At 72.0% G+C, this 26,413-nt stretch carries 24 protein-coding genes and 1 riboswitch; of the genes, 15 read left to right on the plus strand and 9 right to left on the minus strand.

Features of this window, described 5'->3' with window-relative positions; translation table 11 throughout:
• Position 1 precedes the first annotated feature (1 nt).
• Complete coding sequence (locus tag KBX34_RS14570; protein ID WP_247671821.1) at positions 2-2,086, minus strand: copper-translocating P-type ATPase; 2,085 nt, start codon at positions 2,084-2,086, stop codon at positions 2-4.
• Between the two features lie 309 nt (positions 2,087-2,395).
• On the opposite strand from KBX34_RS14570, the gene KBX34_RS14575 reads away from it, so the two are divergent.
• Entirely contained in the window at positions 2,396-3,766 is a 1,371-nt protein-coding gene (locus KBX34_RS14575) for a YibE/F family protein (protein WP_210792478.1), read from the plus strand.
• A 166-nt stretch (positions 3,767-3,932) separates the two neighbouring features.
• A riboswitch (cyclic di-AMP (ydaO/yuaA leader) is annotated at positions 3,933-4,063 on the plus strand.
• Between the two features lie 4 nt (positions 4,064-4,067).
• Positions 4,068-5,087 (plus strand): hypothetical protein, encoded by a 1,020-nt coding sequence (locus tag KBX34_RS14580; protein WP_210925420.1) that lies wholly within the window; start codon positions 4,068-4,070, stop codon positions 5,085-5,087.
• Positions 5,088-5,143: 56 nt separating this feature from the next.
• On the opposite strand, the gene KBX34_RS14585 is transcribed toward KBX34_RS14580, so the two are convergent.
• Positions 5,144-5,872: a carbonic anhydrase gene (locus KBX34_RS14585; protein ID WP_099850111.1), complete on the minus strand. Its 729-nt coding sequence runs from the start codon at positions 5,870-5,872 to the stop codon at positions 5,144-5,146.
• 227 nt (positions 5,873-6,099) lie between these two features.
• Between KBX34_RS14585 and KBX34_RS14590 the strand changes: the two genes are divergently transcribed.
• Positions 6,100-6,435: a MarR family winged helix-turn-helix transcriptional regulator gene (locus KBX34_RS14590; RefSeq protein ID WP_088951263.1), complete on the plus strand. Its 336-nt coding sequence runs from the start codon at positions 6,100-6,102 to the stop codon at positions 6,433-6,435.
• A 51-nt stretch (positions 6,436-6,486) separates the two neighbouring features.
• Positions 6,487-7,719, plus strand: a complete 1,233-nt coding sequence (mycP, locus tag KBX34_RS14595) for a type VII secretion-associated serine protease mycosin (RefSeq protein WP_307871400.1) — start codon at positions 6,487-6,489, stop codon at positions 7,717-7,719.
• A 79-nt stretch (positions 7,720-7,798) separates the two neighbouring features.
• On the opposite strand, the gene KBX34_RS14600 is transcribed toward mycP, so the two are convergent.
• The 3 genes from KBX34_RS14600 to eccCa all read right to left on the minus strand — a co-directional run bounded on the left by KBX34_RS14600 (position 7,799) and on the right by eccCa (position 12,583).
• On the minus strand, positions 7,799-8,077 hold the full coding sequence (locus KBX34_RS14600) for a WXG100 family type VII secretion target (RefSeq protein ID WP_088951261.1): 279 nt from the start codon (positions 8,075-8,077) through the stop codon (positions 7,799-7,801).
• A gap of 25 nt (positions 8,078-8,102) precedes the next feature.
• Complete coding sequence (locus KBX34_RS14605; RefSeq protein WP_088951260.1) at positions 8,103-8,411, minus strand: WXG100 family type VII secretion target; 309 nt, start codon at positions 8,409-8,411, stop codon at positions 8,103-8,105.
• Positions 8,412-8,617: 206 nt separating this feature from the next.
• The gene (gene eccCa / locus KBX34_RS14610; RefSeq protein WP_210925422.1) at positions 8,618-12,583 is read right to left on the minus strand and encodes a type VII secretion protein EccCa; all 3,966 of its coding nucleotides are present in this window, start codon (positions 12,581-12,583) and stop codon (positions 8,618-8,620) included.
• Positions 12,584-12,748: 165 nt separating this feature from the next.
• Between eccCa and eccD the strand changes: the two genes are divergently transcribed.
• Positions 12,749-14,146: a type VII secretion integral membrane protein EccD gene (gene eccD / locus KBX34_RS14615; RefSeq protein WP_210925424.1), complete on the plus strand. Its 1,398-nt coding sequence runs from the start codon at positions 12,749-12,751 to the stop codon at positions 14,144-14,146.
• Positions 14,147-14,162: 16 nt separating this feature from the next.
• Here the strand turns inward: eccD and KBX34_RS14620 are convergent, their stop codons facing one another.
• Positions 14,163-15,347, minus strand: coding sequence for a type VII secretion protein EccE (locus tag KBX34_RS14620; RefSeq protein ID WP_210925426.1), 1,185 nt, complete (start codon positions 15,345-15,347; stop codon positions 14,163-14,165).
• Positions 15,348-15,507: 160 nt separating this feature from the next.
• Here KBX34_RS14620 and eccB point away from each other — a divergent pair, with 160 nt between their 5' ends.
• The 8 genes from eccB to KBX34_RS14660 all read left to right on the plus strand — a co-directional run bounded on the left by eccB (position 15,508) and on the right by KBX34_RS14660 (position 22,020).
• Positions 15,508-17,043, plus strand: coding sequence for a type VII secretion protein EccB (eccB, locus tag KBX34_RS14625; RefSeq protein WP_210925428.1), 1,536 nt, complete (start codon positions 15,508-15,510; stop codon positions 17,041-17,043).
• 89 nt (positions 17,044-17,132) lie between these two features.
• Entirely contained in the window at positions 17,133-17,501 is a 369-nt protein-coding gene (locus KBX34_RS14630; protein ID WP_088951255.1) for a hypothetical protein, read from the plus strand.
• Positions 17,494-18,777 carry a WXG100 family type VII secretion target gene (locus KBX34_RS14635; RefSeq protein WP_210925429.1) on the plus strand — a complete coding sequence of 428 codons (1,284 nt, stop codon included), beginning with the start codon at positions 17,494-17,496 and terminating at the stop codon, positions 18,775-18,777. The genes KBX34_RS14630 and KBX34_RS14635 overlap by 8 nt, the downstream gene beginning before the upstream one ends.
• 206 nt (positions 18,778-18,983) lie before the next feature.
• Positions 18,984-19,340: a hypothetical protein gene (locus KBX34_RS14640; protein ID WP_210925431.1), complete on the plus strand. Its 357-nt coding sequence runs from the start codon at positions 18,984-18,986 to the stop codon at positions 19,338-19,340.
• 154 nt (positions 19,341-19,494) lie between these two features.
• Positions 19,495-20,292 (plus strand): hypothetical protein, encoded by a 798-nt coding sequence (locus KBX34_RS14645; RefSeq protein ID WP_210925433.1) that lies wholly within the window; start codon positions 19,495-19,497, stop codon positions 20,290-20,292.
• A gap of 33 nt (positions 20,293-20,325) precedes the next feature.
• A complete protein-coding gene (locus tag KBX34_RS14650; RefSeq protein ID WP_088951252.1) occupies positions 20,326-20,667 on the plus strand; it encodes a YkvA family protein in 342 nt (113 codons plus the stop codon).
• A gap of 31 nt (positions 20,668-20,698) precedes the next feature.
• The gene (locus tag KBX34_RS14655; RefSeq protein ID WP_210925435.1) at positions 20,699-21,106 is read left to right on the plus strand and encodes a pyridoxamine 5'-phosphate oxidase family protein; all 408 of its coding nucleotides are present in this window, start codon (positions 20,699-20,701) and stop codon (positions 21,104-21,106) included.
• A gap of 269 nt (positions 21,107-21,375) precedes the next feature.
• The gene (locus KBX34_RS14660) at positions 21,376-22,020 is read left to right on the plus strand and encodes a C39 family peptidase (protein WP_099850094.1); all 645 of its coding nucleotides are present in this window, start codon (positions 21,376-21,378) and stop codon (positions 22,018-22,020) included.
• Between the two features lie 10 nt (positions 22,021-22,030).
• Here the strand turns inward: KBX34_RS14660 and KBX34_RS14665 are convergent, their stop codons facing one another.
• The gene (locus KBX34_RS14665) at positions 22,031-23,401 is read right to left on the minus strand and encodes an FUSC family protein (RefSeq protein ID WP_247671822.1); all 1,371 of its coding nucleotides are present in this window, start codon (positions 23,399-23,401) and stop codon (positions 22,031-22,033) included.
• A gap of 123 nt (positions 23,402-23,524) precedes the next feature.
• Here KBX34_RS14665 and KBX34_RS14670 point away from each other — a divergent pair, with 123 nt between their 5' ends.
• Positions 23,525-24,130 carry a hemerythrin domain-containing protein gene (locus KBX34_RS14670; RefSeq protein WP_210792489.1) on the plus strand — a complete coding sequence of 202 codons (606 nt, stop codon included), beginning with the start codon at positions 23,525-23,527 and terminating at the stop codon, positions 24,128-24,130.
• A 67-nt stretch (positions 24,131-24,197) separates the two neighbouring features.
• Here KBX34_RS14670 and KBX34_RS14675 read toward each other — a convergent pair whose 3' ends face one another.
• Complete coding sequence (locus KBX34_RS14675; RefSeq protein WP_218908168.1) at positions 24,198-24,368, minus strand: antitoxin; 171 nt, start codon at positions 24,366-24,368, stop codon at positions 24,198-24,200.
• Positions 24,369-24,593: 225 nt separating this feature from the next.
• On the opposite strand from KBX34_RS14675, the gene KBX34_RS14680 reads away from it, so the two are divergent.
• The gene (locus tag KBX34_RS14680; RefSeq protein ID WP_210792490.1) at positions 24,594-25,715 is read left to right on the plus strand and encodes an AI-2E family transporter; all 1,122 of its coding nucleotides are present in this window, start codon (positions 24,594-24,596) and stop codon (positions 25,713-25,715) included.
• Here KBX34_RS14680 and KBX34_RS14685 read toward each other — a convergent pair whose 3' ends face one another.
• Complete coding sequence (locus KBX34_RS14685; protein WP_210925436.1) at positions 25,716-26,369, minus strand: dienelactone hydrolase family protein; 654 nt, start codon at positions 26,367-26,369, stop codon at positions 25,716-25,718.
• Between the last annotated feature and the right edge of the window lie 44 nt (positions 26,370-26,413).

Genomic DNA, 26,413 nt, shown 5'->3' on the forward strand with positions numbered 1-26,413 from the left:
CTCAGTCCAGCGCCGGGTCGAGACGGACGCGGCGCAGCAACTGCGCGTTGAGCGCCACCACGATGGTGGACGCGGACATCAGCACCGCTGCCACCGCCGGGCTCAACGCCACGCCGGCCCAGGCCAGCACACCCGCCGCCAGCGGCAGCGCCACCACGTTGTAGCCCGCCGCCCAGGCCAGGTTCTGTCGCATCTTCCGGTACGAGCCCCGGGACAACCGGACCACGGCAGCCACCCCGCGCGGGTCCGAGGACGCCAGCACCACCCCGGCGGACTCGATCGCCACATCGGTGCCCGCGCCGATCGCGATACCGACGTCCGCTCGGGCCAACGCCGGAGCGTCGTTCACCCCGTCACCGACCATCGCCACGATCAACCCTCGCCGCTGGAGCTCCGCCACCCGGTCGTCCTTCTCCCCCGGCAGCACCTCGGCGAAGACCTCGTCGACACCGGGCCGGAAACCGACCTCGGCCGCGACCGCCTCGGCGACCGGGCGGGCGTCACCCGTGATCATGGCGATGGTTCGGACGCCCTCGGCACGCAGCTCGTCGACGGCCCGCCGGGCCTCCGGACGCACCTCGTCGGTCAACACGAACGCGCCGAGCACGGCGTCCGGCAGCCGCACCAGATGCAGCACCGCCGCACCCCGCGCCGACCACCGCTCGTTCGCCGTCACCAGCTCCGTCGGGAGCGACAGGCCCAGTTCCCGCAGCAGCGCCGGCCCGCCCACCGCGTACTCCGTACCGTCGATCGTCGCCTGCACACCGCGGCCCGGCAGCGACCGGAACCCGGCGGCCGGGACCGGGCCTGCGTGTCCGGCAGCCGCCACGATCGCTCGGGCCAACGGATGTTCACTGTCCGACTCGACACCCGCCGCGATCCGCAGCACCTCGTCCCGCCCGTTGCCCGGCACCGTCACCACGTCGGTGACCGCGTGCTCGCCCCGGGTCAGCGTGCCGGTCTTGTCGAAGAGAACCGCGCCGACCGTCCGCATCCGCTCCAACGCCAACCGGTCCTTGACCAGGATTCCGGACCGCGCGGCCAATGCGGTGGAGAGCGCGACGACCAGGGGGATGGCCAGACCCAGCGCGTGCGGGCAGGCGATCACCAGGACGGTGACCGCACGCACCACCGCCTCGTCGGGCTGACCGAGCGCGGTCCAGACCAGCACGGTCAGCACGGCGGTGCCGGTGGCCACGTAGAACAGCGCCGCGGCGAAACGGTCGGCCAGCAGTTGGGTCCGCCCACCGGAAGCCTGGGCCTGCGCGACCATGCGCTGGATCCCGGCGAGTGCGGTCTGCTCACCCAGCGCCTCCACACCGACCCGGATCGCCGAGTCGGTGGCGACGGTGCCGGCCACCACCCGATCACCCGTCGACCGGGCGACCGGCCGCGACTCCCCGGTGATCATCGATTCATCCAGCTCGGCGCCGCCATCGATGATCCGCCCGTCGGCCGGCACCCGCCCGCCCGGGCGGACCAGCACCACGTCACCGACCCGCAGACCGGTCACCGGCACCGCCTCGACCCGGCCATCCGCCGCCACCCGCTCGGCCTCGTCCGGTAGCAGCGCGGCCAGCGCCACGAGCGCTCCCCGGGCCTGCCCGATGGCCTTCATCTCCTGCCAGTGCCCGAGCAGCATGATGGTGACCAGCGCGGCCAACTCCCACCAGAAGTCCAGGTCGAAGACGCCCACGCTGGTCGCCAGGGACGCGGTGTACGCCACGGTGATCGCCATCGCGACCAGCAGCATCATCCCGGGCGCCCGGTCCCGCACCTCCCGGACCGCACCGACCAGGAACGGCCAGCCGCCCCACCAGAACACCGCCGAGCCGAGCACCGGACCCACCCAGGAGCGGCCGGGAACGTCCCAGCTCAGACCCAGCTGGTCCCAGACCAGGTGGCTGGCCAGGACCACCGGGATGGTGAGCGCAAGGCAGACCCAGAAGCGACGACGGAACATCGCCGGATCGTGCCCGGCGTGCTTGTCGTGCCCGGCGTGCTTGTCGTGCCCCGCTTGCTGCGGGGGCGCGGCCGGGGTGGCGTGCCGCTCATGGCCGGGATCGGGCGGTGATTGAGCGGGCATGTCTCCAACATGCCTGGCCGGGGACCGGCACGCGAGCGGTTCGGCGGCGACACTCCGTCACGACCTGCGTCCCCAAGCCGGGCTGGTTAGCATTCCCCACGATGACCCCCCGCATGCCGCTGCACGAACGGGCACCGGCGCCGCCACCCGGTGGCGTCGCTCCTGGCCGCCCGGGCCGGGCACTGACCATCCGTGATCGGATGGTCGTCGGTCAGCGATCCGCCGCGTCTCCCGCCGCGATTCCGCAGTGCGGATGAACCGACCGGCCCACTGACACGTACCCCGCACCGGATCGTTGGGAGTCTCGCCTTGGGTTCCGACCACACCCGCCCCGCTCCGTCCGCCCCGCCCCGGGTCCGGCGGATCCTCATCATGACGGTGGTGCCCCTCTTCGTCGCCACCGTGCTCGCAGCACTGCTGCTCTGGCCGCGCGGTGGGGCACCGGAGACCGACGGCGGGGCGGATGTGCCGCGCTTCCCCGGCACGGTGACCCGGGTGGTGACCGAACCATGCCCGCCGACACCGTCGAGCCCGGAGGGCACACCACGCGTCGGCGGCGGGCAGTGCGGCACTGTCGACGTCCGGGTGGACGATGGGCCGTCCGCCGGCCAGCAGGTGCAGACACCGGTGCCCGACGGGCCGGGCGCACCCCGGGTCGCGGTCGGCGACGAGGTCATCCTGGTCGAGCTGACCGATCCCACCGATCCCAGCACCAGCAACTGGAACATCTCCGAGCACCAGCGTGGCACCCCGATGCTGTGGTTGGCGGTGGTCTTCGCCGCGGCGATCGTCGCGTTCGGTAGGTGGCGGGGCCTGGCCGCGCTCGCCGGGTTGGCGGCCAGCTTCGCCATCCTGCTCACCTTCGTGCTGCCGGGCATCGGCGCCGGCAAGTCACCCCTGCTGGTGGCGGTGGTGGGTGCCGCCCTGATCATGTTCGTGGTGCTCTACCTGACGCACGGGGTCACCGCACAGACCTCGGTCGCGGTCCTCGGCACCCTGGGCAGCCTGGTGCTGACCGGCGTGCTCGCCACCATCGCGACGGCGGCAACCCACCTCACCGGCTTCGGCAGCGAGGACGCCACCACGCTGTCGATGTTCCAGGGCGACGTGGACCTGCACGGTCTGCTGCTCGCCGGGATCATCATCGGCTCGCTCGGGGTGCTCGACGACGTGACGGTCACCCAGGCGGCCACCGTCACCGAGTTGGCGCACGCCAACCCCGGCCTGACCCGGTTGCAGCTCTACCGGGCCGCGACCCGGGTCGGCCGCGCGCACATCGCCTCCACTGTCAACACCATCGTGCTGGCGTACGCGGGCGCGTCGCTGCCCCTGCTGCTCCTGCTCACCGCCGACGCGCGGCCGATCGGGCAGATCCTCACCAGCGAGTTCCTCGCGCAGGAGATCGTCCGCAGCGCGGTCGCCACCCTCGGCCTGATCGCCGCCGTGCCACTGACCACCGGGCTGGCCGCAGTGGTGACCGCGGCCGGGCGCACGGACGCCACACCGTCCACCGACGCTTCCGCCCCGCGACCTCAGCCGGACCGGGCGGAGGCACTGGCCGCACTCATCTCTCCGCGAGCGGGTCGCTCCGACGAGCCGGAACCGACGCGGACCCCACCCCCATCCACCGCCACCGACGGGTGGCCGGAGCCGAACAGGAGCACGGATACGGCATGGTGACACTCCTCAGCGTGACCAGATCGGGCGTCCACCCTGAGAACCACGTCACTGGTCACTCAACGCTATGGCGAAATGACGCTTTTGGTCGGCATCCAGGCGTAGCTCACACGGCCGACTCTCGGGTAACCTCGCTGCCGGTTACCGATGAAGGCGCGAAGCGGCGCCTGCGGTGCCACCGCCCAATCGCCAACCGGCGAATCGGGGACCCAGGTACGTGGGGTGAATCCGCGTCAGCGGTAGGGGCCACTTCCGCCCCGAACCCGTCAGCTAACCCGGTCGGCGGTCGACGGAAGGGAACATTGTGACGGCACCCCTACGCCGCTGGTTGACACCCGTGGTGGCCGTGATCGCCGCATTGACCGTGCTCGCCGGGCCCCTCCCGGCCCACGCCGCCCCGACGACCCCCACACCGTCCGGGCACGAGGAGGACGGCGAGCCGCAGCTGCTCACCGACGTCATCGAGCAGGCGAACCGCGACTACTCCGCCGCCAAGTCCCAACTGGACAAATCCAAGAAGCGGCAGTTGGAGCTGGCCCTGGAGGTCGACCGGGCCAAGGCCGACCTGGACGCGTTGACCCCACAGGTCGGGCTGATCGCCGCCCAGTCGTACCGGACCGGCCGGATCGGCGCGCTCGCGATGCTGCTGGAGAGCAAGGCTCCCGACGCCTTCGTCCAGCGCGCCGCGGTGCTCGACGAGATGAACATGGTCAATGAGAAGAAGCTCGCCGAGGTCAACACGGTGAAGGCCCGCGCCGAGCAGGCCAAGCTGGCCCTCGACGCGGAGGTCCGCGAGCAGCAGAAGCAGACCGCCCTGATGGCGAGGCGGAAGAGCGAGGCGGACAAGGCGCTCTCCCTCGTTGGCGGCAAGGGCTTCACCGGCGGCCTGGTGGACGCCACCTCGAAGGTGGCCAAGATCGGGCCGGGTCGCACCGCCGACGGTAACTGGAAGCCGCAGTCGTGCAGCGAGAATGACCCGACCACGTCCGGTTGCGTCACGCCCCGCACGCTGCACGCGTACAAGGAGGTCAAGGCGGCCGGCTACAACCGGTTCGTCGGCTGCTACCGATCCGGTGGGCCGTGGGAGCACCCGAAGGGCCGTGCCTGCGACTGGTCGCTGCAGAAGAGCGGCTTCGCCCCGTGGCACAACGATGACACCCGGAGGTACGGCAACAACGTCGCCGCCTTCCTCATCCGTAACGCCGACCGGCTGGGCATCTACTACGTGATCTGGAACCGGCAGATCTGGTTCCCGGCGACCGGCTGGAGTTCGTACAGCGGGCCGTCGAACCACACCGACCACGTCCACATGTCGCTGCTCTGACCCGCTGAACCCTCGCCGAGGGCCGTTCCGCGTCGCGCGGAGCGGCCCTCGTCGCGTCAGGCGGCGGCGGGCGCGGCCGGGTCGAGGGGCCCGGCCTCCTCGCCGAGCGTCGCGAAGCCGGCCGGCACGGCGGCCACCGGGCGGACCGCTCCGGCGGCGAGCCGGTACGACACACCGACCACCGCGCACCGCCCCTGCGCCACCTCGTCGGCCAGCACCGGCGACTGCCCGAGCAGCGTCTCGACGGTCTGTGCGATGTGGATGTCGACGATGCCGTCGATGTCCTGCACACCCTCGGTCTCGGCCCGGCGCAGGCTGGGCAGCACCGCGTCGACCACCGCCCGCAGGTGCCCCTGAGGTTGGGTGCCGGTCGTGGCGACCTCCCGGGCCGCCTGCACCGCACCGCACGAGTCGTGCCCGAGCACCACCACCAGCGGGGTGCCCAGCACTGTCACCGCGTACTCCACGCTGCCGAGCACCTCGGGGCCGGCGGTGTGGCCGGCGGTGCGGACCACGAACAGGTCGCCCAGCCCGCGGTCGAAGATGATCTCAGCGGCCAGGCGGGAGTCGGAGCAGCCGACGATCACCGCGAACGGGTGCTGCCCGTCGGCCACTGCGGCCCGATGCCCGGCGTCCTGGTTGGGGTGGCGGGGGGCGCCGCCGACGAAGCGCCGGTTGCCGGCGACCAACTCGGCGTACGCGCGGGCCGGCTCGCTCAGCGCCGGGGCGCGGTCGGTGGTCCGCTGCGGGCCCGGCTGTCCGCCGGGCGTTCCGGAATGACTCATCCCCGCACCTCGTCTCGACGCATCTGACCTGGTCAACCGGCTCTTGAGCCGGGCCGGCGGCGGGCGCTGGCTCGGCTTTTACGGTCACACGCACCGTAAGATGCGTCAAGGTATACGTGATATGGATTTCATACGTTGACCTCAGCTCGCCCCTGGGTAACGCACCTCGGGCAGGGCCGACGAGACTCCTCGAGGGCAGGGTCGGCATCCGGAGAGGCGGTCACACGATGACGAAGACGGCGGCGGGCGACACCGGTGGTGGGCGGAACTGGACGTTCCTCACCAATCACGGGCACGTTCTGCTGGCCATCGCCCGCGACCCCACCGCCCGGCTGCGGGATGTCGCCGCCGAGGTCGGCGTGACCGAACGTGCCGCGCAGGCGATCGTCGCCGACCTGGAGGCGGGCGGATACCTGCACCGCACCCGCGTCGGGCGGCGCAACGAGTACACCCTCAACCCGTCCGGTCGGTTCCGTCATCCCGCCGAGGCCGACCGCCAGGTCGGTGCCCTGCTCGCGCTGTTCGCCGATCCGTCCACCGCGGAGGTCGGCCCCCAGGCCTGACCCTCGGTCGCCGGGCCGCTGCCCGACCGGGCACAGCGGTAATCTCTGCGAGTGCGCGAATGCCCGCCGTTGAGCGCGACCACCCTGTCCCGTCGTCCCGTCACAGCGGTCCTCAGTGGAGCGCTGGCGGCTCTGCTCGGCGCCGGCCTGGTGGCACCCACCCCGGCAGCCGCGGCAGCGCCCTCCTGCGGCCCAGCCAGCGAGGAGAGCCTGACGGAGACGCCATGGGCGTTGCGCCGACTTGAGCCGTCCTCGGCGTGGCCACTGTCCCGGGGCGCCGGCGTCACGGTGGCGGTGATCGACTCCGGGGTCTCCGCGACCCATCCGCTGCTCAATGGTCAGGTGCTCGAAGGCCGCGACTTCAACGATCTGCCGGCCAACCAGGGCCAGTGCGACCTGGTCGGGCACGGCACGATGATCGCCGGCATCATCGCCGGCCGGGAGGGCACGGGCGTCCCGTTCAGCGGCATCGCCCCGGCTGCCCGCATCCTCCCCGTCCGGGTCCTGCCGGACCTCAAGGACACCAACGACCCCGACCTCCCCGGGCAGATCGCCGCGGCCATCGACTGGGCGGTCGAGCAGGGCGCCGACGTCATCAACCTGTCCCTGACCACCGTTCCCGGCCCCGAGCTGACAGCCGCCGTCGAGCGGGCCCTGGCCAAGCGGGTGGTGCTGGTCGCCGCCGCCGGCAACCGGCAGGAGGGCCAGCAGGACAGACCGGGTTACCCGGCCGCGTACCCCGGGGTGATCGCCGTCGGTGGGGTCGACGAGCAGGGCGGTCACGTGGGCAGCTCGATCAGCGGCGACTACGTCGACATCGCCGCACCGGGGTTGAACATCATCGGGCCGGCACCGCAGGGAGCCGGCTACCGCGGCGAGCCGAACGGCGGCACCAGCTACGCCGCCGCGTACGTCTCGGGGGCGGCCGCGCTGGTCCGGGCCGCATACCCGGACCTCAGTCCACAACAGATCGCCGAACGGCTGGAACGCACGGCCGACAACCCACCGGAAGGCCACAACGCCGACATCGGCTACGGCATGGTGAATCCATACCGTGCGGTGTCGAGCCTGCTGGGCACCCGGACGAACCCGCCCGCCGGCGCCCTCCCGATGCCCCCGGCGCAGGACGACCCGCTGGGCTGGCAACGCCCCGCCGCGATCTGGGCGGCGGCGGTCGGTGGCCTGCTCACCGTGCTGCTGCTGATCGCGCGACCGATCGTCACCCGTGGTCGCCGACGGGGCTGGCGCCCGGGCCGGCGCACCGACTCAGCGGCTGCCGGCTGACCGGCGCCGCCGCACCGAGGCCAGATACAGTGCGGCTCCGGCCCGGATCAACCGGACCGGAGCCGCCCCGCCGAATGCCTCAGCCCCACACCTTCGAGTTGCTCATCTCGGTGGTGAGGTAGTTTTCCCGGGCGATGCCGACGGCGCCGCCGATCTCGTTCAGGATGCGGTTGATGTCCTGGACCGCCGCGTCCCACTTGGCCTGGTGCTGCTCGTAGGCAACCCGGTCCTCGCCGTCCCAGTGGAGCTTGGTCAGCATCGACCGCAGCGTGTCGAGCTTCTCCTCGAGGGTCTTCGAGATGGCCTGCATCTGCTGGTTGCTGCTCTCGAGGACCGCATAGTCAACTTTGATCGTCACGATTTCCTCCTCTGCTGGCTGCGGATCACGGGTTGAGAGCAGAGTGGAACTTGTCCAGCATCTGCTGCTGCTCTTCGTCGTTGACCTGGTGCGTCGTACCCGACTTGTCGAGCAGATCGGCGATGTTGTCCATCGCCGTCAGCAGCTTGCTCGTGTCTTCGCTCCAGCGCGTCATCAGCGACTGGAAGCCCGTGGACGCCTGGCCCTTCCATGCCATCGCCAGGTCGTCGACCACGTTCCAGAGCTTCTTCAGCTCGCCGTCAACCTCGCTGCGCGTGGACCGCACGTCACTCGCGGCGGTATGCAGAGTCGCTGCTTCGACCTCGAACGCCATGCCTCACACCCTTCCGTCATGTTGTGGTGGCGGATTCGCCGCACCCCTCCCCCGCGGCAAGGCAGCAACACCCCACCGACGGACACTCCAGTGAAGACCGTAGCCGAAGCAGACCAGCCCTCGCAGCCCTGACCGGCGACGTCCGATGGATGGTGGTGAATCGGACCTGAGCGGCCGATCACCTCGCACCGGACGGCGGACACCGGTCAGGACGGCTCCGCCCAGGCGGTCTGGATCAGTTGCTGGCCATCACGCCGTCGGACGAGGGTGCCGCGACCAGGCGGCTGCGGGCTCGGCCGCAACGTTCCGAAGACCGCGCCCTCCTCCCGGTTGCCGGACATCAGCAGGCCCGGTGAGTCCAGTTCGCGCAACCGTTGCAGCACCGGCTCGTAGAGCGCCCGGGACACCCCGCCGACCCGACGTGTGATGACCAGGTGCAGACCGATGTCGCGTGCCTGCGGCAGCAGCTCCTGCAGGGCGCTGAGCGGATTGCTGCCACCGGAGGCGACCAGGTCGTAGTCGTCCACCAGGATGTACAGGTCGGGGCCCTTCCACCAACTGCGGTCGCGCAGCTGGGCGGTGGTCACGTCCGGGCCGGGCAGCCGGTTGGACAACGCGCTGCGGATCGAGCCGAGGCCCTGCGCGAACGCCTGGTTCGACGGGGCGTAGTCCAGCAGGTGATCACCCTCGACCGCACCCAGCAGACCACGCCGGTAGTCGGCGATCACCAGGCGGGCCTGCGCCGGCGTGTACCGCTCGGTGATGCCCCGGGCGATCAACCGCAGCAGGTTGGTCTTGCCGCACTCCGCGTCGCCGAAGACCGTCAGGTGCGGCTCGTTGACCAGGTCCAGGTAGACCGGCGCGAGTGCCGACTCGTTGACACCGATCGGCAGGCCAGGTGCCGACCGGTCGATGAGCCGGGCCAGCTCGGCCACCGGAAGCCTGCGCGGCAGCAGCCGCACCTTCGGCGCCGGACGCCCCGGCCAGTTGGCCGCCACGTGCCCCGCCAGGGACAGCGACGCCTCACTCAGGTCTTCGATGTCCCGACGACCGTCGATGCGCGAGATGGCCGTGAGGAAGTGCAGCTTGTCGCGCGTCAGACCGCGACCGGGCGACTTCTCCGGCACGTTCGTCGCTGCCCGACGATCGATCTCGGACTCCGACGCGTCACCGAGGCGCAGCTCCAACTTGGTGCCGAGCAGATCCCGCATGTTGATCCGGATCTCAGCCCAACGCACCGCCGTGAGCACCACGTGCACGCCGAAACCGAGCCCCCGGTTGGCCAGCGTGGTGATCGTCTGCTCCAGCTCCTCGTACTCCTGGCGCAGCGTGTTCCAGCCGTCCACCACCAGGAACACGTCGCCGAACGGGTCGTCCGCGAACTCACCGGCGGCCCGGCGACGACGGTAGCTGGCCACCGAGTCGATGCCGTGCTGGGCGAAACGCGTCTCCCGGTCGTCCAGGACGGCGACCACCTCGGCCACCGTCCGGCGGACCGCCTCGACGTCCCGACGACCGGCCACCCCCGCCATGTGCGGCAACCGGTCGAGACTGCGCAGCGCGCCCCCACCGAAGTCCAGGCAGAAGAACTGCACCTCACGCGGCGTGTGGGTGAGTGCCAACGAGGCGAGCAGCGTACGCAGCATGGTGCTCTTGCCACTCAGTGAGCGGCCGACGATGACCACGTTGCCGCCGGCGCCCGCCAGCTCGACCATCATCGGGTCACGGCGCTGCTCGTACGGTCGGTCCACCACCCCGACCGGTACGGTCAGCCGCCCCCGCCCGGGCCAGGACGCCGTGCACAGCCCGTAGGTCGGGTCGACCGCCAGCGCGCCGAGCAGCTCGCCGAGGCCCGGCGGATCGGCCAGCGGCGGCAGCCACACCTGGTGGGCGGGACGCCCTCGACCCTTGAGCTGGTCGATCAGCACGTCGAGCATCGCCACGGCCTTGCCGTCGGCCGGTTGCTCCGGCTCGGGCGTGGTGGCCACCGGCACCTGCGGGACCTGGGCCGGAACGAAGTCGAGGCCGTACGGCACGATCCGTCGCTGCACCAGCGCCTGCGACGCGGAGGCCTGCTGCCCCGGCGCCCGGTACGCCCCCGACACGTACGCGGCCCGGAACCGCAGCATCGTGCTCGTGTCGGTCTTCAGGTAACCGTGACCGGGCGCGTTCGGCAGCTCGTACGCGTCCGGGACACCGAGCACGATCCGGCTCTCCACAGCGGAGAAGGTACGCAGACCGATCCGGTACGACAGGTGAGTGTCCAGACCGCGGAGCTTGCCCTCTTCGAGTCGCTGGCTGGCCAGCAGCAGATGCACGCCGAGCGACCGGCCCAGTCGGCCGATCATCACGAACAGGTCGATGAAGTCGGGCTTGGCGGCGAGCAGCTCGCTGAACTCGTCACAGATGATCAACAGGCTGGGCATCGGGGCGAGCGGCTCGCCGGCCGCACGGGCCTTCTCGTACTCGAAGCGGGAGACGTAGTTGCCGGCCGCCCGCAGCAGCTCCTGCCGGCGCACCATCTCCCCGGCGAGCGCGTCGCGCATCCGGTCGACCAGCGGCAGCTCGTCGGCCAGGTTGGTGATGACCGCGCTGGTGTGCGGCAGCGCCTCCAACGAGGCGAACGTCGCGCCGCCCTTGAAGTCCACCAGGACGAAGTTCAGCTCCTCCGACGAGTGGGTCACCGCCAACGCGGCCACCACCGTCCGGAGCAGCTCGCTCTTGCCCGACCCGGTCGCACCGATCACCAGACCGTGCGGGCCCATGCCCTCGTGCGCCGACTCCTTGAAGTCCAGCTCGACCACGTTGCCGTCCGGGCCGACACCGAGCGGGATGCGCAGCCGGTCCCGGTGACCCCGCGGTCGCCAGGTGTTCTGGACGTCGACCGTCGCGGCGTCACCCACACCGAGCAGGTCCGGCAGCTCCATGCTGCGGGCCAGCGGCTCGTCGCTGCTGGTCTGCTGCTGGGAGAGCCGGTACGGGGCGATCTGCCGGGCCAGCCCTTCGGCGGCCTCGGCGCTGAGCTGGTCAGGTCGACCCAGCGGCGACGACGAGCTGCCCCGGACCAGGTCGAGCGAGCTGCCGTCAGCCACGTCGAGGCAGAGCAGCCAGCGGCCCGCGTCGCGCGGCACCGTCCCGGAAAGGTCGATCACGGTGGTGCCGAGCAACCCTGGCCCCACCAGTTGGCAGGTCGGTGAGACCTCCCCGCCGTCGATGACCACGACCAGGTGCGCGGCGGTGGTCAGCGGCTTGGCCTCGGGGGCGAACCGGGGTCGCCCCGCCAGCTCACCGGCGAGCGCGGCCTCGGCCTCGGCCAGGCTGGCGAAGACCAACCGGCGCGCGCCGGCGGCGTCCGTACGGGCGCTGTGGTGGGCGTGTGGCAGCCACTTGACCCAGCCCCAGGACGACTGTCGGTCCGGAGCGGCGACCACCGCGACCACCAGGTCGTCCGGTGCGTGGAAGGTGGCCAGCTGCCCGAGCGCGGCCCGGGTCAGGTTGAGCACGGGCTCGCGGTCGCCACGCAGCGCCACCCGGCTGAACGCGCGCACCGACAGGGCGGTCGGCAGCTCGGGCACTGTGGAGTGCGCGCGCACGAACCGGCGGAGCGCGATGGCGCTCATCGGCTCCAGGTCCTCCACCGGCTTCGTCTCCGGCGGGACGATCTCCACGGCCAGCCGCTGCGGGCCGAGGGCGATGCGGGTCTCGCCGAAGTCGTCCTCGGTGATCCGCCGCTCCCAGAGGCGGCGGGACGCCGCGATCGACCAGAGCGCGTCGGGCTCCGGGTGCCGCCAGGCCATCGCGGCCCGCTGCTGCTCAGCGGCCCGCCGGGTGCGCTTGCGCATCTGGGCCAGGTAACGCATGTAGTCGCGGCGGTCGGCGTTCAACTCGGCCTTGTCCTTGCCACCGCTGTTGGCGAGTGAACCGATCGCCATGCCGAGCATCGAGACGCCGAAGAGACCACCGGCGACGTACGTCATCATGCCGCCGCCCTTGCCGGCGTAGAGGAAGGCCATCGCACCGACCCCGCAGAACATCGGCAGGATCATGAGCAGCTGCCCCATGCCGCGGGGCGTCGGCTCCGGCAGCTCGGGAGGCGACTCCAGCAGCACCTCGCCGCGCGGTAGGGCGGGCCCCGGCTGACGCGGGAGCCTGCGGAACACGACAGTGCTCACGGCTGTCTCCTCCCCAGAAGCGGCCCTGATGACGTGCCGCCGCGGACCGGAGCCCGCGGGTGGGCATCGTACGTGCCCGCCATCGTAGGTAATCTGCCGTGGGCGCGGTGGACCCGGACGCAGCATCGCGGCCAGCCGATCACAGACGCACACCTGGAGGCCACTGTGGCGACGAACACGGCGACCGGTGGTCTGAGCCGGATCACCATCGTGGCTCCGCGTACCCGGATGGACCTGGCGCTGCCATCAGACGTTCCGATGGCGGACCTGCTTCCCACCCTGCTGCGCTACGCGGGTGAGGACATGGCCGACGAGGGCGCGCGGCAGGGTGGCTGGGCACTGTCCAGACTGGGCGGAGCGCCGCTGGACGGTGGGCGTACGGCTGCGCAGCTCAGCGTCCGTGACGGTGAGGTGCTCTACTTCAATCCGCGGTCCGCGGCCGCTCCGGAGATCGTCTTCGACGACGTGGTGGATGCGGTCGCCACCGCGACCAACCAGCGCCCCGGTGCCTGGCAGGTCGGTGCGACCCGATCCTTCGCGGTGGTCTTCGCGGCGGCGGCGCTCGGCGCCGGTGCGTTGGCCGCGCTCTTCGCCGGCCCGCCGCACCTGCCCGGCGCGGTGGCCGCCCTGCTGGTCGCGGTGGCGTTGCTGGTGGGTGCGGCGGTGCTGTCCAGGGCCGTCGGCGACAGTCAGACCGGCGCGGTACTGGCCATCGTCGGCCTGGTGCACGCCGCCGCCGGCGGTCTGCTGCTGCTCGCCGGTGATCGGCCGCTGACCGAGCTGGCCAGCCCGCACGTGCTGCTGGCGTCGACCGCTGCGGTGGTCGCCGGGGCGGTGGCCGTGATGGCGGTCGGTGACCGGTACCCCCTCTTCTTCGCCGCGATCGGGGTGGGGGCCGCGACCGGCCTGGGCGCACTGCTCTGCCTGGTCTTCGGCCTGGACGCGCCGGCGGCCGCGGCGGTGGTGGCCGCTGTGGCGTTCGGCGTCGTGCCGGCGCTGCCGATGATGGCCTACCGGCTGGCGAGACTGCCGGTGCCGTCGATCCCGACCGGCCCGGAGGACCTGAAGACCGACACCGAGTCGGTGGACGGCCGGCAGGTGCTCCAGCGCAGCGAACGCGCCGACCAGTTCATGACCGGTCTGCTGTGGACGGTGTCGCTGCTGGTGCTGGGCGCTCAGTTCGTGCTCGCCCTAGACGGGCGCCTGCCGGCGGTGCTGCTGTGCCTGGTGCTGGCCCTGCTGTCGCTGCTGCGGGCCCGACCGCTCCTGGGCCGCGCGCAGCGCACCCCGGTGCTGCTGGCGGGCACCGTCGGGCTGGGTCTGGCCGCTGCGGCCACCTTCGCCGACGGATCGCTGTCGGTCCGGCTCGGTCTGATCCTCGGCGGGCTGGTGCTGGCCGCCGTGGTCAGCCTGATCTACGGTCTGAGCGTCGCCGGCAAGCGCATCTCGCCGGTCTGGGGCCGCCTCCTCGACATCGCCGAGATCCTGCTGATCATCGCGCTGGTCCCGCTCGCCTTCTGGGTGTGCGGCCTCTACGGCTGGATCGTCAACCTCCGGCCCTGACCGCCCGCGCCGGTCCCTACGCTTGCGGGCGGGTGGAGACGCCCAGCGCGGATGCGACCGGCGCGGTGGCGTAGACGCCCGGACCATGCTGACCGTCCAGGGGTCGGGCGGACATGCCCGTCCGATGGGCGACGTCACGTACCACCTTGACCAGCGCCTCGACGTGGTTGTCCATTGCGGCGACCCGCAGCAGCGGCGCCGCCACCCGGCCGTCCACCGACACGGTCGCGGCAACCGTGTGCGACGGTGCCGAGGTCGCGGTGATCGCGTCGACGAGCGGACCGAGTGGCGCGTCCGAACGACCCCGCAGGGTCATGCACCGGTGGGTCCAACCGCCGCCGCGCAGCCCTCGCCAGGTCTCCGTCGGCGCCTCCGGGCCCAGATCCAGACCGGCGGCCGAGACGACGGCCGCGCGCAGCTCCTCGCGACCCAGCGGCCGATGCGCCAGACCCGCGCTGGTCAACGCCTTGCCGAGCCGACCGATCCCGGCGGCCACGGTCCGGTGTACGCCGGGCAGACCGCCACCCCTGCTCACCGCCTCGACCCGCGCGTCGCTGACGGTGAGCCGCAGCGCCACCCAGACGGTCCGGTGAGCCGCTGGCGGCGCACCGGGCGCCGGGTACCAGACCAGGGTGTGTGCGACGACCTGGGCCCGGGAGACCGGGGCGCTGAAGTCCGTGAGCACGCCCAAAGCCTGATCCACGGTGGAGGCGTGCGCCGAGCCGACCGTCGTACCGCTGGCGGACTGCAACGCGACAGCGGCGAACCACCCCTGAGCGTCCTGCCCGATGCCGAGCCGGGTGCCCCGGTCGGTCAACTCGATGAAACTCAACTCGGGGGCGAGCGCGACCAACCGCGGGTCGGTGGCCGTGCCGCCGGCCAGCGCCGCCGACGCGCGCTCACCGCGACGTCGCATCCGCCGGCGCAGGAGCAGATCCTCGAACCACCAGCGGCCACCCCTGCGGGCGAAGGTCGCCAGGACGACCAGCACCGCCGCGCCGCCCGCCACGGGAAGCACCCAACCGGGCCCGGCCGACGCGGCCCAGACGCCGACCACGCACAACTCCAACAACACGAGCTGCCCGACCAGCACCGGGCCGACCCGTCCACGGCCGGGCCGGTCGGTCGGCGGCGTCGACCGCGCCGCAACGGTGGACGGGTCCGTGGCCGCTCGGGCGGGTCGTGCCTGAACCTGCGTCATCGCTGACTGTCCCTCCTGCACGTACGACTCTGCGCCGGGTCGGTCCGGTGCCGGCCATGAACGGTGGTCCCGAGGAACCCCGGTCGGCCCCTTATCGTAGGGAAGCCCGCGACGGCACCCCGACCTGATCGTCGCGGATCCACCCCGCCGGAGGTAAGTCATGCGGACCCGCCGCGATCAGGTGCAGGCGTACCGCTTCGTCACCCGCCGGATCGTCTCCGCGTTGCTGTCGGGCGATCCGGAGACCACCAACCTGCCGATGCGGCGGCTCGGCATGGCCGTCTTCGGCAGTGTCATCACCGCAGCCGTCGTGCTCGGTGGCGTCGGCGCCTACGGCCAGCTGACCGGGAACACCGCGCCGCTGAACGACCAGGCCCTGGTCATCGAACGGGAAACCGGCGCGACGTACGTCTTCATGAGCGGGCAGCTGCATCCGACGCTCAACTACGCGTCGGCCCGCCTGATCCTCGACAAGCCCGACGCCGAGGTGCGGACGATGTCCCAGGCGGCACTGCGGGACCGTCCACGGGGGTTGACCCTCGGCATCGTCGGGGCGCCGGACGCTCTGCCGGACCGCAAGTCGCTGACCGGTCTGCCCTGGTCGGTCTGCGACGTGCCCGATCCGGTCGACCCGCAGCGCTCCCGCACCCGGGTGGTGATCGACCGGGCGCTGCCCGGCGGTGTGCCGCTGGGCGACCGGGCGGTGCTGGTCGTGGTGGACGATCAGAAGTACCTGGTCACCGACAACATCCGACTCCAGGTGCTCGGCGGTGACCAGACGATCACGGCGTTGAAGTTGCCCGGCGCCGCGCAGTTGCGGGTCGGACAGCAACTGCTCAACGCCGTACCGGCCGGGCCACCGCTGCGCAAGCCGTCGCTGGCCGGTGAGGGCGAGTCCAGCACCCGGATGGTGGCCGGCCGACCGGCCAAGATCGGTCAGGTGTTCAGCGCGGCCGGGCGGCACTACGTGCTCACCCGGGAGGGCCTCGCGTCGATCAGTGAGATCACCGCCCTCCTGATGGTCGGCGGCGGCGGTCAGATCACCGACATCACCCCCAATCAGGCGGGCGAGCTGTATGTCGAGCAGCGGGTCGAGGAGGAGGGGCTGCCGGAGACGATGCCCGCCTTCCACCCGGCCACGTCGGGTCGGACCGCCCTCTGCGCGACGTACCGGGCGAGCAGTTCCGGCGGCCCTCCCACCACGACCCTGGAGGTCTTCGACCGGGTGCCGAACGAGCTGACCGCGACCGATCCGGGCGCGGTGCCGGTGCCACAGACCAGACGGGACGCCGTACGCACCGCCGAGGCGGTCCTGCTGCCCGGCGGCAAGGGCGTCATCGCGCAGGCCTCGCCGGGTGCCGGGACCAGCGGTTCCGGTGCCGCCGGTTCGACGATCTACCTGATCAGCCCGCAGGGCATCCGCTACCCGCTCGGCTCGGCGGAGACGCTGGGGGTGCTCGGTTACGGCGGGGTCACTCCGCTCGCGGTGCCCGGTTCGCTGCTCGCACTGATCCCGACCGGGCCCACCCTGAAGCGTGAGGACGCGCTCTCGGTCTTCTCGCCCGACGGGTCGGCGGCGGCGGCATCTCCGGCCGGACCGGCGCCGTCTCCTCCGCCAAAGAGCACTACGTCGCCGACCGGTGGGGCGGTCGGCGCGACGCCGACGGCCTCGGGATCGACGGGAGCCGACGGCTGAGCAGCCGTGACGGGTCGCCCCGTGTCGCAGTGGTGGACTAACCTGAGTGTCGCTGACGGTTGTCAACCAGAACGACGGGGATGTTTGCCATGACCGGGCGTACGGAAGTCGACCTGCTGTCCCTTGAGGACTTCCACCTGCATCTGGCATCGCGGTTGAGCCAGGTGGAGTCGGTGCTGCGCAAGCTCAACACCGAGATGCAGTGCCGCCCACCCGCGTTGGGTTCGTTCTTCGACGCCACCGACAAGGCGCGCCGCTACAGCGAGGTCCACCAGTCCTATGTCGATCAGGCTGAGCGCGTGCGGCGGGCGGTGCTGGCGGCACAGCAGGCGACGAGCACGATCCTGAGCAACTACCGCACCGCCGAGGCACGAAACGCGGCCAACGCCACCGATGTCACCGCCGCGCTGACCGGGGTCGACCAGGCGTTGCAGCCGAAGGAGGACGGGCGTGTCTGACTCCACCCACCGCTACGAGGGCAGCAGCCACCAGGAGCTCTACGACGGCGTGATGGCCGGCCAGCCGGAGCAGATCGAGGGCGTGGCCGCCCAGTGGGCCGAGCTCAAGGGAATCCTGGACGGTCTCAGCCGGGAGCTGAGCGGCGACCTGGAGAAGCTCGGCAACACCTGGACGGGCTCGGCCGGTCGTGAGTTCCACCGGCGACTCAGCCTGATCGTCGCCCACTCCGACGCGCTGAGCGACGGGATGTCCGGCGTCAAGCAGGGGCTGACCATGATGGCCGACCATCTGCGCACGGCCCGCAAGCAGGCCGAGAGCCCGGAGGAGACCGACGACAACGACAAGGCGTTGTCCGGTGCGGCCAAGGGTGCCATCACCTTCGGTCTGCCGGGCGCCGTGGTCATGGGCCTCGCGGGTCACCAGCAGGACAAGGAAGAGCAGGAGAAGGCCCACCAGCGGATGGTGAAACTGGTGGCCAAACTGGCCGACGGTTACGAGATCTCCGCCTACGACCGCGTGGTCGACCCGCCCCTGCCGAAACCGGACACTCCCGACACGGTCAGCAAGGACCCGACGTCCCCTCGCAGCGTTCCGAGCATCGCCACGGCGACCGCCGGGCCCAGCAGCACCAACGTGACCGCGCGCACCGGCGACGCGACCATCGCGAGGCCCGACCGCGTCGCCGCGCCGCCGGTCACCGGCGGTGGCTCGTTCCCCGAGCAGAGTGTCCCCGGCACCGGTGGGGCGCCGACCGTCGGCAGCGGCACGATCGGCGTCGGCAGCGATGTCGATGTCCGCGGCACCTCACTCGCCGGGGCGGACCCGCTGGTCGGCGGCGCGTTGGTCGCTGGTGGTGCCGCCGGGCTGGCTGGTCTGTCCGGGCCGACCACCGTGACCGCTGGCGCCGGGACCGGCCCAGGTCTGCTCTACGGCGGACAGGGTGGGGCACCGGCCGGTGGGGTCCTCCGCACCGCCACCCTCGCCAGTTCGGGCAGCACGCCCACCACGTCGGCTCGTCCGACCGGTGCGGCCGCCCCGGCTGACAGTCGCTCCGCCAGCGGGATCGGGCGCAGCATCGACGGCCAGCGTGGCGGTCGTGCAGGCGCGACCGGCAGCGGCCGCGGAGCGGGCGGCAGCGGTTCCGGCGTGCTCGGAGGACGGGGTCGGCCTCAGGAGGACGACTCCGATGAGCGGCTGACCTGGTTGACGGAGGACGAGATGGTGTGGCGCGACGGCGACAACGCAGCGCCGCCCGTGCTCGGCGCCAGCGACTGACCGTTATCCGCCACGGGCGAGCAGGCGCCCCCGGCGCTGCCGGACGAACGACACAGGGTGCCCCCGACCGGACCAGCTCCGGCCGGGGGCGCCGCCTTTCCCGGGTCTCGATATTCGGCGTCCACAGTGCGCATGGTGGTGGCGGTCACGGCAGAACCGGCGGTCGCCGTGCTGCGGCGCGCCGGGTCGGGCGATAGGTTGGTCGGGTGTCGTCCGCAGCCTGTGTCCGCCCAGCCCGGTGGGCTGTGCTGCGGTCACTGCGCGAGATGACCCGACTGGCGATCACCGCACTGGTGCTCGCGGTCGGCCTCGGTGGCGCTCTCGTTGCGACCTCACCGCCCGCCCCGACGTCTGCGCGACCGAGTGCCGTGAGCAGCCGGGTGGCCACCGTCCGCCCCGATGCCGTGCCGGCCGCCGAGCGCGCGGGCCAGCCTGCCGCCCCGCCCGCCGGCGCGGTCGACACCATCGCCGCACCCGGTCCGGTCACTGCGGTCCCGGGGCACGCGCCGGCCATCGATCCCGGCCGTGGCACCGCGGCGCGGCGCGGCCCGCCCACCCGCTGATCCAGGCCCGGCTGTCCCCGGGGCCCGGTTGCGGGTGATCCGTCGCGGCGCCTGAGTTGCCGCTGACGGCACGATCCCACCTCCCGGCCGACCGGCCCCGTCGGGCTCCTCCTGACACCCGTCGATACCCGCCTTCGAGCGCGAGGTGCTGATCATGCAAACCGTCCTCTCCGCCGTCCTGCCCGACCTGTCCCGAGCCGCCGTCATCTGGCTGAGCCTGCTCGGGGTGGTCGCTGTCGCTGTCGCCGCTCTCCTGCTGCGGCCCGGTCGACTTCGCCTCGACCCGGTCGCCCGGATCCGTCGCGCGGCCATGCCGAGCCAACTCGAACACGCGCAGGAGGAACGGGAGCAGAGCCGCTACGCGCAGGAGGTTGCGGTGGCCGCGGAGCGGGCCACCACCACCGCGCAGCGCCGCCGGGCGGAGTGGGTGGCCGCGCAGGAGGCGGTGGAGGCAGCCTGGCAGACGTACGAGGCTGCCGAGGCTGCCGTGCGACGGCTCGCCGCCGCGGCCGCGATGCCGCTCCCGCACACCGCCCGGACCCCGGCGGAGTACGTGGACCGTGAGCGCTACCTGCACCGTGCCGCCCTCGATGCGTACTGGCGGCGGGAGTTGTCGGTGGAGCAGCTCAGTGAGGTCTTCGCGCACCGGGACGGCTGGGACCCGCGGCTGCACCCGGTCGAGCAGGAGCTGGTGCTGCAACGGGCGATCCGCGACAACCTGGCGGCCCGGCACGCCACCGCCCGTGAGCGGGAGCAGGTTGCCTGGCGGGCGGCCGAGTTGGCAGTGGCGGCGGCCCGCAGTCTGCGCGAGGAGGCCCACGCCGCGACTGGACGGCGGGTCGCGGAGTCGGCGTCGGTGTTGCCGCTCAGCGAGGTCGCCCGGCCGGCGGTCGACCAGACCCGGGAGAACAAGGTGATCGCTCGCGGTCGGGCGACGGTGCCCGCGTTCTGAGCCGTACGGCGTCGGGTGGGTTAGCGTGACGGCATGTCCCGACAGGCGTGGGTGCTCGTGGTGGTCGCCGGCATCCTGGCGATCGCCACTCTGGTCGGTGCCGTGGTGCTCGCGGTGCGGGTGGTGCGTACGCGACGAATGTTGACCGGGCTCGGTGCGGGCGGCAAGTTCGCCTTCTACGGGGCGCTGATCTACACGATCTTCCCGGTCGACGTGCTCCCGGACCCGATCTACCTGGATGACATGGGTGTCCTGGCCGCCGCGCTGATCTACCTCACCCGGCTGGTGCACCAACGACGGGCGGCCGGTCGACAACTGCCCGGTCAGCCGGACGCCCTGCCGGATCGGGACCACGCCCACCGTCGCGTGCCATGATCGGGGTCGGTTCGGCGGACAGGGGACGGGCATGGCGGGCGATCATCGACTGGATGTGCGCGATGAGCGCGTTGTCGCCTTCTGCGCGGAACGGCACCTCGCGACGCTGACCACCCTGCGCGCCGACGGCACCCCGCACGTCGTACCGGTAGGGGTCACCCTCGACCCGGCGGCCGGGCTGGCCCGGGTGATCACCTCCGGCGCGTCCCGCAAGGCCCGTCAGGTGGCCGCTGCGGGCCCGGCGGGCGCGGCAGTGGCCGTGTGCCACGTGGATGGCCGCCGCTGGCTGACCATCGAGGGCCGCGCGGTCCTGCGGTCGGATCCCGCCTCCGTGGCGGAGGCCGAGCGTCGCTATGCCGAGCGGTATCGGGCCCCCCGTCCGAATCCGGAGCGGGTCGTCATCGAGATCACCGTGACCCGGCTCCTGGGGAGCCTCTGACCCCGACCGTGTGACGGGTCGTCCGGAACGGGTCACGGTCAGCGCAGCCCGATTCGCCGGAATCCCTCCCGGCCGGCAGCCGTTGCACCTGATCGCGACGCCCGCAGCCGCGGCCGGTGGAATGCCGGCCGGAGCAGGGCTGTTACGTCCCCGGTACGCCAGTGGCCCAGACCGCCGCTGGTCGTCGCCCCCGTGATGAGCCGAGCGCCATTCCCGGTGCTGCGCCCTCCGCCTGTCGGAGGCGCCAACCCCCGAACGGAGACTCGACCATGAACCCGATCGTCCAGAAGAGTGGTCTGTCCGTCGTCGGCCTGCTCGTCGCCGGCGGCTGCGCCCTCGGCCCCGCGGTAGCCGCCCAGGCCGCCCCGGCGCCTTCCGCGTCGACCTCGTCGAGCCAGACGCAGCGCTCCGCCGAGCGGGTCCTCGGCATCGACTACCAGGCCCAGCCCAACTTCTACTACTGCGGCCCGGCCGCGACCCGGATCGCGTTGTCCGCCCAGGGCAAGGCGCTCTCCCAGGACGAGGTGGCCAAGCTGCTCGGCACCACCGAGGCCGGCACCCCCTCGGCCCTGGACACCACCCGGGTGCTGAACGAACTGACCGGTGGCAAGTACCGGACCACCGAGATTCGTGACTCCGTGGCCCGGCCCGACCAGGTCGAGCAGTTGCGCCGGGACGTACTGGCCGCGGTGGACGCCGGCCGGCCGGTGGTGGCCAACATCAAGGGCACGACCGTCGACACCGACGGCAACCCGCACTCGTACGAGGGTGGCCACTACCTGACGCTCGTCGGCTACCGCGACGGCGGGGACAGCATCCGGGTCGCCGACCCGGCCGACCCGACGCTGGGCGAGTACTGGATGAGCCTGCCGAAGGTCGCCAACTGGATCGCCGAGCGCGGTTACTCCTCCTGATCTGACGGTGTCACCGGGCCGGTCTCCCCTGCGGGGAGGCCGGCCCGTTCGCCATCCGCATCCGGGCGGCCAGGTGCGCGCGCCGACGAGCTCGCAGGGCCCGCGTCGGCCGGACGCGGTGCAGTTGTCGCCGGACCAGCGGGTGCACTGCCGCCTCACCGGCGCCGGCGGCCCGCCGCACGATCCGGTTGGCGTCGTCGGGTTCACAACCGCACGCCCGGAGCAGGTCGCTGGCCGCGGTACGCAGCCCGGTGACCAGCGACTCGCCGAACGATTTGACCCCGCTCGCAGCAGCGTGCCCGGCCAACTCGGCACACTCCTCGATCAATCGGAGAGTGCGTTGTGGGTCGTCGCCGACCCGGCACTCCGTACGCATCTCCGCCACCGCCTGACCCAACCGGGTCATCGCGTCCGGCAGCTGCGGCGGGATCGGCTCGTCGTACTGGAGGGCGGTCGACGACCAGCGGGCCAGGGCGCGGGTGTCCAGCAGCAGCCGTTCGAGGTGATCCGCGCTGCGGGCGTACCGGTGGTACTGCTCGCGGCGGTGCCAGCGGACCGGGGCGAGCGTCACCACCTCCTCCGCCCCGCTCAACGCGTCGTGCAGCCTGCTGACGTCGTCCTCGGTGCCCCGCAGCCGATCGAGGACGCGCAGCGTCCGGTCCCCGTCGCGGTCCCGCAACCCCTGCGCCAGCTCGGCGAGCTGCTCGCAGAGAACCGCGAAGATCGGCGCTGCGGCGCGGTCCAGGACCCGCATCGGGTTGACCGGCAGCAACAGCGCGACCACCACCAGACCGACCGCCCCGCCGACGAGCGCGTCGAAGATCCGGGGTAGCTCCAGGCCACGTTCCATCGGGGCCAGCGTGGCGATCAGCACGGCGGTACCGCCGGCCTGACCCACCAGCGGGCCGCCCCTCCCGGCCACCAGCAAGGCAACGGCGATGGCCAGGGCGACCACCACACCGGTCTGCCACGGACCATTGCCGAGCAGGAAACGCAGCGTGTCGCCGATGATGATGCCCAGGGCCACGCCACCCAGCAGCTCGAACGTGCGTCGAGCCCGCTGGCCGATGGCGGTGGCGATCGTACCGACGGCGGCTGCGGGCGCGAAGACGTGCGATCCCTGCCCGAGCAGCTTCTGGGCGAGCAGGGCGGCGATCGCTGCGGCCAGCCCCGCCTGGATGGAGATCACCAGTGTGACCTCCCACTGGCGGGCCCGGATCCTGCCGGCCTGCCCGCCCCGGTGTCGTGCCCGCTGGACGGCCTGACCGCTCCGCTCGGCAGCCTCGTCGAACCGCGACCGGGCGCGGTCGACGGGTGGGCGGTCGTCGGCCATGGCGGCGCTTACCCCGGCCACGGCGGGGCAGTCGTGCCGATCCGGCATCACCCCAACCACAGGCCCCACCCGGATCATGCAACGCATCGTCGTCCATGGGTTTGTGCAGCCCCGTGGGGGTACCTGGGCCTCACACCTCCCACCGATCCGCAACCGGTAAGGGGCCGTGACATGAGCAACCCGCAGAACGACGACGACCATGACGTCGTCGACATCCTGGTCGCCGACCATCGTGAGGTCGAGGCCCTCTTCGTCGAGTTGGAGACCGGACAGGGCACCCTCGAACACCGCCGCCAACTCGTCGACGTCGTGATCGCCGAACTCGTCCGCCACTCGGTCGCCGAGGAGGCGTACGTCTATCCGATCGCCCGCAAGGCGCTGCCCGACGGCAATGAGATCGCCGATCGCGAGATAGCGGAGCACACCGACGCCGAACGAACCATGAAGGAGCTGGAGTCCGTCGACCCGTCCGACCCGCGCTTCGACGAGTTGCTCGCCCACCTGGTGAGCACGATCCGCGAGCACGTACGCGAGGAGGAGAACGAACTTTTTCCCCGGCTGCGCGCGGCGACCGCCCGGGAGGAGCTGATCGAGGTCGCCGACAAGGTGACGGCGGTCAAGGAGATCGGCCCGACCCGCCCGCACCCGGGAAAACCGCACCACCCGCCGGCGAACAAGCTGCTCGCACCGGGCATCGGTCTGGTGGACCGGCTGCGCGACGCGTTGAGCGGCCGGCCCACCTCGACGGACGAGTTACGCGAGGAGCAGCAGCGCTGACCGGTGCGTCCACACAGAACGCTCCCGGGTCGCCGACGGCGCGGCGACCCGGGAGGCGTCTGGCGAATCAACGGACCTGGTCGCCCTCACCGGTGCGCGCCTGGGCCTGGTCGACACCCTTGTCGATCTTGTCGTCGTACTTGCCGCCGGTGCGCTTGTCGGCCATGTCGCCGGCCTTCTCCATGCCCTGGTCGACCTGCTTGTCGTGCTTGTCCGCGAAGTCCTTGGCCTTGTCCATGAAATCACCCACGGTGCTCCTCCTCAGGTCCGGTTGCTCCTGATTGCGTTCCCTTGGGCGGACAGCGCAAACGCCGTCGTCCCGGACGCGGTTGGCGAACATCCACCCGGGGCACACCGAGCGGCGTACGATCCGCGCGGGCAGCGGCCAGCGTGCAGTTGGAGCGATACGGGTGTCGGCGCAGGACCGGCTGGGTACCGACTCGCCGAGATCGAGGAGGCCGACATGGCGGCAGAGGATCCCGGAGCGACATCGGATCCCGGAGCGACAACGAGCGGCGCCGGCCCGCGCCAGTCGTGGGCGGCGCTGCCCTGGCTGGTCCGAACCGCGGTGTTGTGGAGCGCCTGCCTGGTGGTGATCGTCGCCGGGCTCTACCTGCTGGGCAAGATTGCCGTCCTGCTGGCGCCGCTGGCCATCGCGCTGGCCGCCACCATCTTCCTCACCGCGTTGCTCGACCCGGTGCTGCTCCTGCTGCGTCGGCTGCATCTGCCGTCGGCACTGGCCGCGCTGTGCACCGTACTTCTGCTGCTCGGCATCCTGGTCGGCGTCGGCGCGTTGGTGTGGAACCTGACCGCCAGTCAGTTCGACCAGCTCAGTCAGGAGTTGACGCAGGGCGTCGAGCGCAGTCGGGACTTCGTGACGTCGACGCTGCCGGTGACCGAGGCGCAGCTGGACCGGCTGGTGGACCAGGCCCGGCAGGGGTTGAGCGGCAGCTCGCCGGACCCGGTGGCGGGCGCCCGGACGGCCACCGAGGTGTTCGGTTCCGCACTGCTCGCCCTGGTGCTGCTCTTCTTCCTGCTCAAGGATGGCCGGTCGATGTGGCACTGGCTGGTGTCCCGGATGTCCGGCGCGACCCAGCCCGTGATGGCCGAGGCCGGCCGGGCCGGGTGGCAGACCCTTGGTGCGTACAGCCGGGGCACCATGTTGATCGCCGCGATCGACGCGCTCGGCATCGGGCTGGCTCTGGTGGTGCTGCGGGTGCCGCTGGCCCTGCCGTTGGCTCTGATCACCTTCCTCGGCGGGTTCGTGCCGATCATCGGGGCGACGGTGGCCGGTGCGGTGGCGGTGCTGGTGGCGTTGGCCGCGAACGGCCCCACCACCGCTCTGCTCACCCTCGCCGCGGTGATCGCGGTGCAGCAGATCGAGGGCAACCTGCTGGAGCCGCTGGTGATGAAACGGCAGGTACGGCTGCACCCGGCGGTGATCCTGGTGGCGGTCACGGCCGGCACGCTGATCGCCGGGATCGCGGGCGCCTTCGTCAGTGTCCCGATCACCGCCGTCCTCTGGCGCGTCATCGACACCGTCCAACAGCGCCGCGCTACCTCGGCTCTCGTGCCGGCGGAGTGATCACCGGCTGAGATGTGTGGTGAACCAGGTGCCAGCCTGGTCGGCGACCTGCTCCAGGGTGCCGGGCTCCTCGAAGAGGTGGGTGGCACCGGGGATCACCCGCAGCTCGCCGACCTCCCCCAACTCGGCCAGCGCCCGCTCGTTGAGCGTGATCACTTCCTCGTCCAGGCCGCCGACCAGGAGCAACGTGGGCGTACGCACCTGCGCCAGCGCTTCCTCGGCCAGATCCGGTCGGCCGCCCCGGCTGACCACGGCACCCACCCGATCCGCCCGGGACGACGCCGCGACGAGTGCGGCGGCGGCCCCAGTGCTTGCGCCGAACAGCCCGATGGGCACGTCACCGGCGGGGCGTTCCACTGCCAACCAGTCGACGATCCCGGCCAGCCGACTGGCCAGCAGCCCGATGTCGAACCGGAGTTCCGCGGTGCGCGCGTCCACCTCGTCCTCGGTCGGCGTGAGCAGGTCCACCAGCACCGTGCCGAGCCCCCGACCGTTCAGCGCACGGGCCACCGCCACGTTGCGCGGGCTGTGCCGGGAGCTGCCGCTGCCATGTGCGAACAGCACGACACCGACCGGCTGAGCGGGCAGCATCAGATCAGCGGGGAGTTGGGCATCGCCAACCGGAATGGCCACCGTGCTGCGTTGCTCGTCCATGCCCCACCTCCGTGAGTTCGCCTACGGGCCGGGTACCCCGCCGG

The organism is Micromonospora sp. M61 (genome assembly GCF_018070245.1).
GTDB lineage: Bacteria > Actinomycetota > Actinomycetes > Mycobacteriales > Micromonosporaceae > Micromonospora > Micromonospora zamorensis.

What these genes read in the sequence shown, in the direction of transcription:
- KBX34_RS14570 (WP_247671821.1), bottom strand. Translation starts at nt 2,086, where the DNA reads ATGCCCGCTCAATCACCGCCCGATCCCGGCCATGAGCGGCACGCCACC.
- KBX34_RS14585 (WP_099850111.1), bottom strand. Translation starts at nt 5,872, where the DNA reads ATGAGTCATTCCGGAACGCCCGGCGGACAGCCGGGCCCGCAGCGGACC.
- KBX34_RS14590 (WP_088951263.1), top strand. Translation starts at nt 6,100, where the DNA reads ATGACGAAGACGGCGGCGGGCGACACCGGTGGTGGGCGGAACTGGACG.
- KBX34_RS14605 (WP_088951260.1), bottom strand. Translation starts at nt 8,411, where the DNA reads ATGGCGTTCGAGGTCGAAGCAGCGACTCTGCATACCGCCGCGAGTGAC.
- KBX34_RS14620 (WP_210925426.1), bottom strand. Translation starts at nt 15,347, where the DNA reads ATGACGCAGGTTCAGGCACGACCCGCCCGAGCGGCCACGGACCCGTCC.
- eccB (WP_210925428.1), top strand. Translation starts at nt 15,508, where the DNA reads ATGCGGACCCGCCGCGATCAGGTGCAGGCGTACCGCTTCGTCACCCGC.
- KBX34_RS14630 (WP_088951255.1), top strand. Translation starts at nt 17,133, where the DNA reads ATGACCGGGCGTACGGAAGTCGACCTGCTGTCCCTTGAGGACTTCCAC.
- KBX34_RS14645 (WP_210925433.1), top strand. Translation starts at nt 19,495, where the DNA reads ATGCAAACCGTCCTCTCCGCCGTCCTGCCCGACCTGTCCCGAGCCGCC.
- KBX34_RS14650 (WP_088951252.1), top strand. Translation starts at nt 20,326, where the DNA reads ATGTCCCGACAGGCGTGGGTGCTCGTGGTGGTCGCCGGCATCCTGGCG.
- KBX34_RS14655 (WP_210925435.1), top strand. Translation starts at nt 20,699, where the DNA reads ATGGCGGGCGATCATCGACTGGATGTGCGCGATGAGCGCGTTGTCGCC.
- KBX34_RS14660 (WP_099850094.1), top strand. Translation starts at nt 21,376, where the DNA reads ATGAACCCGATCGTCCAGAAGAGTGGTCTGTCCGTCGTCGGCCTGCTC.
- KBX34_RS14665 (WP_247671822.1), bottom strand. Translation starts at nt 23,401, where the DNA reads ATGCCGGATCGGCACGACTGCCCCGCCGTGGCCGGGGTAAGCGCCGCC.
- KBX34_RS14670 (WP_210792489.1), top strand. Translation starts at nt 23,525, where the DNA reads ATGAGCAACCCGCAGAACGACGACGACCATGACGTCGTCGACATCCTG.
- KBX34_RS14675 (WP_218908168.1), bottom strand. Translation starts at nt 24,368, where the DNA reads ATGGACAAGGCCAAGGACTTCGCGGACAAGCACGACAAGCAGGTCGAC.
- KBX34_RS14680 (WP_210792490.1), top strand. Translation starts at nt 24,594, where the DNA reads ATGGCGGCAGAGGATCCCGGAGCGACATCGGATCCCGGAGCGACAACG.
- KBX34_RS14685 (WP_210925436.1), bottom strand. Translation starts at nt 26,369, where the DNA reads ATGGACGAGCAACGCAGCACGGTGGCCATTCCGGTTGGCGATGCCCAA.